Below are 7,777 nucleotides of genomic sequence, written 5' to 3' on the forward strand. Positions count from 1 at the left end.
TCCACGACGTCTCGTTCGCGGCGCGCCCGGAGTGGTTCTCGCGCCGCGCGCGGTTGGCGTTCGCGCTCGCCGGCCCCTCGGCGCGCAAGGCGCGGCGGATCCTCGTGCCGAGCCGCTTCTCGGCGGACGAGACGATCCGCCTCTTCGGCGTTTCCGCGGCGAAGATCGAAGTGACGCCGCTCGGCCTCGAGCCGCGCTGGCTCGCGCCGGTCGCCGACGACGAACGGCGCGCGGCGCGGCGCTGGCTCGGCTTCGAGGGGCCGTACGTGCTGCACCTCGGCGCGGTGCACGCCCGGCGAAACGTGGACGCGCTGCTGCGCGCCTTCGCGCTCCTCGCGGCGCGCCGCCCGGAGCTGCGGCTCGTCGTCGCCGGCCCGACGATCGCGCCCGCTCCCGACCTTCCCGCGCTGTCCCGCGAGCTGGTACTCGGCGCGCGCTACGTGCGGCGCGAATGGGCGCCCGAGGGGGCGCTGCGCGGCCTGCTCGCCGAGTGCGCCGCGCTGGCCTACCTCTCCTCGTACGAAGGGTTCGGCCTGCCGGCGCTCGAGGCGCTGGCCTGCGGCGCGCCGGTCGTCGCGCTCCGCGCCGCGAGCCTCCCGGAAGTGCTGGGGGACGAGGCGGCGTGGGTGGAGACGCTCGAGCCGAACGCCGTTGCGACGACGCTGGAGGACGTCGTCCGCGGAAGGAGGCGGAGCCCGCCCGGCGTCGTGGGCGAGCGGAGTTTGCGGCGTTGCGCCGAAGCGACCTTCGCGGTGCTTCGCTCCTCCTACGGTTCCTGACGCGGCCAGCCGGCCGCGCCTGCCCGCCGCACCTCATCGGTCAACCGGCGGGCCGCCGCGCGTGTCTCGGCGAGCGCCCGCCGCAGGCGAATCGCCGCCGGCGCGCGCCGCAGCGCGGCGGCGAACCCGCGAAGGGACGGATCGCGGCGAATCGCCGCAGCTCCCCATCGCAGAGGAATCCACGCGAGGTGCGCGGCCCAGGCCGCCGTTCCGTCGAGGTGCAGCCACGTGAAGAGAAGTCGGTTCCTCTCGTAGATCGCCGCGATCTCCGCGGGGGCGTAGAGCGAACCGATCGTCTGCGCATGGTCGTGAAGCATCGAGACTGTTCCCGCCTCGGCGCAATCCCATCCCCGGCGCCGCGCGCGCCAGCAGATATCGGCGTCTTCCCAGTAGAAGGGGGAATAGAGGGTCGAGAATCCGCCCAATTCCCGGAATCGGTCCGCCCGGACGAGCAGCGCGCCGCCGCAGGCGTAGGCGGTCCGTCTGGTTGTGCGGGCCGGAGGCGTCTCCTTGCGGCCGGGCTGCAGCACATCGAACACGCCATGCCGAATCCGGACTCTCAGATCGCCCTCGAAGAACGACTCGCGGAGGTTGAAAATCGCCGGGGCGACGGCGAAGAGGCGCTCGTCCTTCTCCAGTTCGTTCGCGAGCGCCGCCAAGTCCCCTTGATCTGGATGCATGTCGGAGTTGAGGAAGAAAAGCAGCCTGCCGCGCGCGGCGCACGCGCCGGCGTTGCAGGCCCCGGCGAAACCGCGCGACCGCTCAAGCCCGACGAAGCGGCACGAAGGACCCGCCGCGCGCACGGAGCGCCTCGCCGCCTCGCTCCCGTCGTCGCTTCCGTCATCGACGAGGATCGTCTCGACCGCGCTTCCACCCTTCCGCGCCCACGCGACGACCGCGTCGAGGTGCCGTCGGTGTTGATCGGCGCCGTTCCGCTCGGGAATGATGATCGAGTACGTCACTTCTTCGGCCACGTTCGCCCCTCGCCGCCGAGATTCTAGCGGCGGCCGGCCGATGGCCGCGCGGTGCGGCTCGCGCGTTCTGTCAAAGGAGCCCCAGTTCGCGGAAAAGGCTTTCAAATCGGGCCCTCCACGTGTGATCGCGGAGCGCTCGTTTCCGGCCGGCGATTCGCATCGCCTGCGCTTCGTCCGGGTGCCTGAGATAGTGCCAGACCTTCTCGAGGAGCTCGGCGTCGTCGCGGAATGTCTCTATCTCCCGCCCCAGTTCGTAATAGTCGGCGAGTTCGTTGAGGTGCTGGGCAAGATAGAGCGCTCCGCTCATCGGCGCTTCGAAGTCGCGCAGCCGAACTTGATACTGAGGGACGCCCAAGTGCGTGTCGCCGACTACGCCGAAACCGAGCGAGATCCGGGAGCGGCTGAACATGCGGACCATCTGATCGTCGGCCAGCGGCGGGCGGGAGGCCCTCCGCAGCAAGGCGTCGTCCGCCGAGCCCCGGCGGAGCCCGACGCCGTCGAGCGCAAGGGCGGCGAAGCGCCGCACGCGGCGCCATCCACCGGACGGGGCCCAGCCGTTTCCCCAGACGCGGACGTCGATCCCGTTCCGCAGCAGGTGGAGAACGTGCGCCGAGCGGTCGGCGTACTGTTGGCCGACGAATGTCGCGTCGAACTGGGGCGCGACTGGATACGGCTTGTAGACGGCGGGGCTGGCGGCCATCGGGAGATGCAGCGGACGCGCGCCGGCGGCGCGAAAGCGCTCCATAGCCTCCGGCTCAGGGATCATGCACATCGTGAAGTGGGGGGCGATATCCCTCACGAGGTGGAATTGATGGATATTGTTGCAGGAGAAGTTGATCGTCGCCGCGCCGTCGCGGCGCATCTCATCCAGCGCTTCGACGTCGACGAATCCGCGATAGAAGTAGGTGAAGACGACGTCCACGGCCCCGTTCTTCCGGGCGTCGGCGTAGGTGCGGCGCAGCGCCCCTGTCAAGGCGGGCCGCAGGATCCTGAGCGAGTCCTCGTCCTCGGCCGCGACGAACAACGGGTCGAGATCGGCGTCCACGACGTGGACTTCGGCGCCCATCTCGAGGAGCGTTCCGAGCAGGTTGCGCCGCCAGATTCGGGACGCGGGCAGCCCCGGCGCGTCGGGCGAACTACCCGCGGCGTAGACGATGCGAAGACGGCGGGAAGAAGTCACATTGTCTCCGTTGGCCTGCCGACGTCGGCGCAAGCCGCCGCCACCCCTGCTGCATAGTGCATGTCGCGGACCAAGTGATAGCCGACGTGCAGGATCCGAGGCGGAAGTAGGGGCTGCGCCATGAGGACGACCAGCCGCGCGGCACCCAGCGTCGGTCCGACAAGGGGACGAGGAAGGCACCGGACGAACGAGTGGGTTGCGGCCATCGTACGGCGGAAGCAACCATGCTCGCTGCGGACGCTCATCCCGTCGATGCGCAGAAATGCGGCGACGGCCGGATCGGCGGTCACCGACGCGAAGAGCCGCGCCATCCGTCCCGAGTCGAGATGACGACGGCAATGGGTGACGAAATCGACCGCCGCTGATCGGTGCGCGGCGACTATGTCGTCGCGGTAGGTCAGCGGCACCCCGCGCTCTTTCAGCCGCAGAGCGAGTTCCAAGTCTTCCATCCCGTACCGGTCGAACCGTTCCTGATATCCGCCGACGCGGAGCAACGTCTCGCGCGGGACGGAGAAATGGCCCGTGAGGCAGTCCTCGAAAGACAGAACCGCCGAGGACAGCAACTTGGCGCGTCGCCGCTCTTCCTCGGCCTTCAGAAACTGTCCGAATCGGCCGCGGAAGGCGTTGGCGCTGGGCACGATCCTCGCCACGACGGCGCAAGGCGGGGCCGAGGCCGGATGGGCCGCGACGTGCTTCACCAGCGCGTCGGAATGCAGGGACATGTCGTCGTCGAGAATCAAGACGACTCTTCCGCGCGCTGCGCGGAGTCCGGCGTTGCAGGCGGAGGCGCGTCCGCGATTCGGCGACAGACGAACTACGGCGGCGCAGATCCGCTGCGGTTCCCGCTGGGAGACGGCAAGGGGCGGCATCGATCCGTCGTCGATCACGATTACCTCGAAGCCGCCGGCAGGCGGAAGGCAGTCCGCCAGGGCTTCCAGCGTCTTGGGGAGACGGTCGTGACCGTTCCTGGACGGAACGATGATCGAGAGTTCCATGCGTGGGCACATTCTACCCCCACGCCACGTAAGCCGCGGAGGTGCGCGCTTCCTCGCGCCCGCGCCTCTTGAGCGGCGCCGGTCGGCGTGAGCGGCGCTCCCACGATAGAGTGCGTCGCGACGGGCACGGCGGTGAAGCGGAAGGTGTATCGGTCGGTGCCTCGCCACGCATCCCGAGGCTGCGGAATCGCCTCGTGGCGGCGTCGACGTCGCGCAGGAACGCCGACAAGATCAAGCCGGATACAGGAACGTGAATATGAGCGCACCGGCGAAAAGATCCTGCCACCGACGGCGCACCGCTCGCGCGGACTTGCGGCCGAGGACCTCCGTCGCGGCCGCCATTGGCGACCACTACCCCCGGCGCGGAACCGTCTTCGATCCGATCCCCCGCGGAGCCGTCGCCAGCGTCGGTCCTCCGCGGCGCATGCCGATCGTCCCGCACACGCGGGACGAGAGCGCATGATCCATTCGCGTCGACGACCTCGCCTTCCACTCAGACCTCGGCGTCCTCTGCCTCGGCCTCCGCTCTTCACGATCCCGGTGCGGATTGCCGCGCCGATCCGGACGCGCGACTTCACGGCCTCGCCCCGTCTTCAGCCGCAGGCCGGCGGCCGGCCGAGCGAAGACGATGCGGACCGTCCTGCCCTGTCTCGCCCGGCGTCGCAACGGCGGCGTACCGCCACAGAACGAGCCCGCGCGGCGATAGTGTCCTTCCCTCGTCACGTCGAAGCGCAACGCCCGGCAGCGAGATCTCCTCCGGCGGACGCCAGTTCGACTCCGAAGGGACCGTAGCCGCCGAAATCCTGACGCCGGCGGAACGGAGCCGCGCGCCGGCCGCCGCCAAGGCGCGGAGGTCGTCGTCGCCGCGCACGGAGACCAAGCGTCGGCGCTCGTACAGCGGCGCCGCGACCTGCGCCAGCCACACTTGGTCCGTCGCCAGAATCTCCCCCTCCTCCGTCGCCGCGGCCAGCGCGCGCGTCAGTCCGTCGAACAGCCGCTTCTCGTGCGCCAGAAAACCGACGCCCACGAGCTGTACGGCGAACGAGAGGAGCAGTAGACCGACTGCTGGGAACGACACTCTTCGCTCGCGGCATTCGGCGATCGCCGCACACGCCGCGAGCCAGAGCAACGGTGCCGCCGGCAGCAGCAGCCGCGCGCCCCAATGGAAGCCGCCGGGGCCGCCGGGGATCGCCGTCGCTGGCGTCGCCAGCAGCACGAAAAACAGCCCCGCTGACGCCGGCCCGAGCCATGCCGGCGCGCGTTCGGAACCAGTCGCCGCGGCCTCTTCGCGCCCTTCCCGCGCGCCGTCGCCGCCTGCGCCGCGCGTCGTCCACGCCGCCGCCAAGAGCAGCGCCGCAGCGAAGGCCCACGTGTGGACCGCGCTTCGGTAGGCGAACGAATCACCGAAGCTGGAGCCGCGCAAAAGGTCGATCGTGGGGAGGATGAAGGCGAAGACGCTCCACGCCGCGACCGTCGCCGCGGCAGCCGTGCGCGACGCGTCTCGCCGCTTGATCCGCTTCAACAGCCAAGTCGCGGCGAGCCCCGCGGTGGCCAGCGCGGCGAACGTTGCTTGCCCGCGGCGCGGCAGGAGATTGTCGTGGATCGACTCGCGCAGCGACCCGAGAAACGAATTCGAGCCCGCGACGTTGAACGCGGCCTGCGGCGGCACGACCTGTCCCAAGGCGGCGCGGTTCCACAGGGCTTCCCCGAGAAGCGGCGCCAAAGCCCCGAGGCCGGCGAAAAACGCCGCCGCCGCGACGGCGCGGAGCGCGTCTCGTCGCCGCGGCCCGGGCTCCGCCTCGCGCAGCGCGACAAGAAGTCGTGCCGCGTAGAGCGCCGGCCCTGCCATCGCCGCCTCGGCGCGGAACGCGACGGCGAGTCCCAGCAGCGCGCCGGCCGCGAGGTCGCGTCCGCGCCGCCGCGCGGCAGCCTCGTCGCCCGGCCACGACAGGAGCGCGGCGGCCGCCACCAGGCCCGCGGCGGGGGCGTGCTCCCAGAACTCAAGGCCGTAGAAGAGGACCGGCGTCGCGAAGGCGGCGCCGAGCCCCGCCCCGAACGCGCCTGCTCGCCCCATGCGACGCGCGGCGAGCCGCCGCACCGCCCACGCTGCGAGCGCCGCACCCGCCGCCGGGACGACGTAGAGTCCCCGCGGACCAAAGAGCGATGAGAGCCCGGCGCCGAGCGTCGGCAGCAGCGGCGGGAAGAGGGCAATGAAACGGTCGCCTCGCGGGACGAGGAACCGGTTGCGCCCCGCGCACGAGGCATCGACGTCCCGCGCCGGGTAGTCGAGCGTCGGATCGAGCGGTCCCCGCTCGGCGACTGCGCGGGCCATTAAGTACTTGACGCCGCAATCGCCGCTGAAGAACCCGAACGGCGGCAACGCGAACTGCAGTGCCATGAGTGCGGCGAAGACCAGCGCCGCAAGCGCTGCGCCGGACCACATCTCCCCGCCGCCGTTACGAGGTGCCCGCGCCGAAAGTACCGTCGGTCTCCTCAACGCCTCATCTCCGTGCCGACCGCCCGCGCGTGGAACCGATGCCGCGCACCGCCGAGCGAGGCCAAGGATAATGCACCGCGGCCGCGCGGAGCCCCGCTACGGTCGCCGATCACGCCTGTATGCAACATCTCCGAGATGAGGGCACCCTTCTGAGTGCGGCGTCATGGTTACGACGAACATAACTGGGAAAAGCCGAGCGAAGACGACGAGCCACCACCCGGCGAACGTCGCGGCGAAGGCGTCGCGCGATTCCGCGGACGCTCCTCCTCGCGTCAACTGCCACCCCGGATCGAGCAGCATCCGCCGCGCGGACGGCGCCCGCGCCGCTCCCAATGTACCGGCGGGTCCTTGCGGAGCCGCGCGCCGCCGCCGCGGGCAAGAAGGTGCGGAACGAGATCCGTCTCCTCGGCGCAGCCCCTACGACCGCCGGCTCCGAACCGCTCGTCGAAGCCGCCGAGATCCCCGAAGCGGCGTGCGCGAACAAGCAGCGCCGTGCGGCCGCAGCGCCAGACCGTCGCCGAGGCGAGGTCGCACGGCTCCGTGCCGCGGTCGCCGACTGTCGGACAGCCTCGGTCGTCGAGGATCGGGCCGCCCGCGAAATCGACGGAGACGACGCCGACTGCGCTCAAGACGGCGTCCACCCAGCCGGCCGCGACCCGCGCGTTGTCGCCCAAATAGAAGAGCCAGCGCCCGCTCGCGAGGGCCGCGCCGAGATTGCGGCGGAAGGAAGAGCCGCGCCGCGTCGAGCGCACGCAGGCCGTCGCGCCCGCCGGGCGGACCGCGGCGGTCATCTGGCCCTCCGCTTGATCGACGACGACAGCTTCGGCGGCCCACCCTTCAATCTGTGGCGCGAGCAAGCCGAGAGCGCGCTTCAGTGCCTGAGGACTATGCGGCTCCGATGTCCAAGAAGGCGCCGGCGGGGGCGGCGCGACAGGCGGTCAAGAGGAGTGGGAGGACGATGCGGCCGGATAAGACGAACGCCCGTCTTCGCGGTCGTACCGCCGCGGCGACTGTTGGTAACCGATCGGCGCCGTCGGACGAGTCTTCCGCGCCGGGTACAGGGCTCACCGGCGTCATCGTCGCCGGTGAGGTCGCGGCTCGGATCGGCGTCCGTTTCCTCCCGCCGCGGACCACCGCGAACTACCGCGACGCTTCCAACGCCGCGCGCGCCGCGTCTTGAACCGCGCGGCGCAACCCGCTACAGTGCAGGAGCGCTCGCGAAGTTCGTCGAGACGCGGACGATTGGGGGCGACCGGCGAATGGCGGTGCTGCTGCGAATCGGGCCGCGCGGGCCGCGTCTCCGCGACGCGCTGCGCGAGGCGTGGCGCGGCCGGGAGCTGCTGGCGTTCCTC

6 protein-coding genes are annotated in these 7,777 nt (G+C 71.1%); 1 reads left to right on the forward strand and 5 read right to left on the reverse strand.

Annotated features, from left to right (window positions below):
• Nucleotides 1-779, forward strand: a 779-nt coding sequence (locus LLG88_06325) for a glycosyltransferase (protein ID MCE5246521.1), incomplete at its 5' end; no start/stop codon positions are given.
• Here the strand turns inward: LLG88_06325 and LLG88_06330 are convergent.
• The 5 genes from LLG88_06330 to LLG88_06350 all read right to left on the reverse strand — a co-directional run bounded on the left by LLG88_06330 (nt 767) and on the right by LLG88_06350 (nt 7,216).
• Nucleotides 767-1,741: a glycosyltransferase gene (locus tag LLG88_06330; GenBank protein MCE5246522.1), complete on the reverse strand. Its 975-nt coding sequence runs from the start codon at nt 1,739-1,741 to the stop codon at nt 767-769. The genes LLG88_06325 and LLG88_06330 overlap by 13 nt on opposite strands.
• 82 nt (nt 1,742-1,823) lie before the next feature.
• Nucleotides 1,824-2,819, reverse strand: coding sequence for a glycosyltransferase (locus LLG88_06335; GenBank protein MCE5246523.1), 996 nt, complete (start codon nt 2,817-2,819; stop codon nt 1,824-1,826).
• A gap of 110 nt (nt 2,820-2,929) precedes the next feature.
• Nucleotides 2,930-3,940 (reverse strand): glycosyltransferase family 2 protein, encoded by a 1,011-nt coding sequence (locus LLG88_06340; protein MCE5246524.1) that lies wholly within the window; start codon nt 3,938-3,940, stop codon nt 2,930-2,932.
• A gap of 562 nt (nt 3,941-4,502) precedes the next feature.
• Nucleotides 4,503-6,371, reverse strand: coding sequence for a hypothetical protein (locus tag LLG88_06345; protein ID MCE5246525.1), 1,869 nt, complete (start codon nt 6,369-6,371; stop codon nt 4,503-4,505).
• A gap of 326 nt (nt 6,372-6,697) precedes the next feature.
• On the reverse strand, nt 6,698-7,216 hold the full coding sequence (locus LLG88_06350; protein MCE5246526.1) for a hypothetical protein: 519 nt from the start codon (nt 7,214-7,216) through the stop codon (nt 6,698-6,700).
• Nucleotides 7,217-7,777: the final 561 nt, after the last annotated feature.

The sequence above is a fragment of the bacterium genome, from assembly GCA_021372775.1.
In the GTDB taxonomy this organism is placed as follows: domain Bacteria; phylum Acidobacteriota; class Polarisedimenticolia; order J045; family J045; genus JAJFTU01.

Coding starts and splice junctions, on each gene's coding strand:
- LLG88_06345 (MCE5246525.1), bottom strand. CDS start 6,371: ATGTGGTCCGGCGCAGCGCTTGCGGCGCTGGTCTTCGCCGCACTCATG.
- LLG88_06350 (MCE5246526.1), bottom strand. CDS start 7,216: ATGACCGCCGCGGTCCGCCCGGCGGGCGCGACGGCCTGCGTGCGCTCG.
- LLG88_06335 (MCE5246523.1), bottom strand. CDS start 2,819: ATGGGCGCCGAAGTCCACGTCGTGGACGCCGATCTCGACCCGTTGTTC.
- LLG88_06340 (MCE5246524.1), bottom strand. CDS start 3,940: ATGTGCCCACGCATGGAACTCTCGATCATCGTTCCGTCCAGGAACGGT.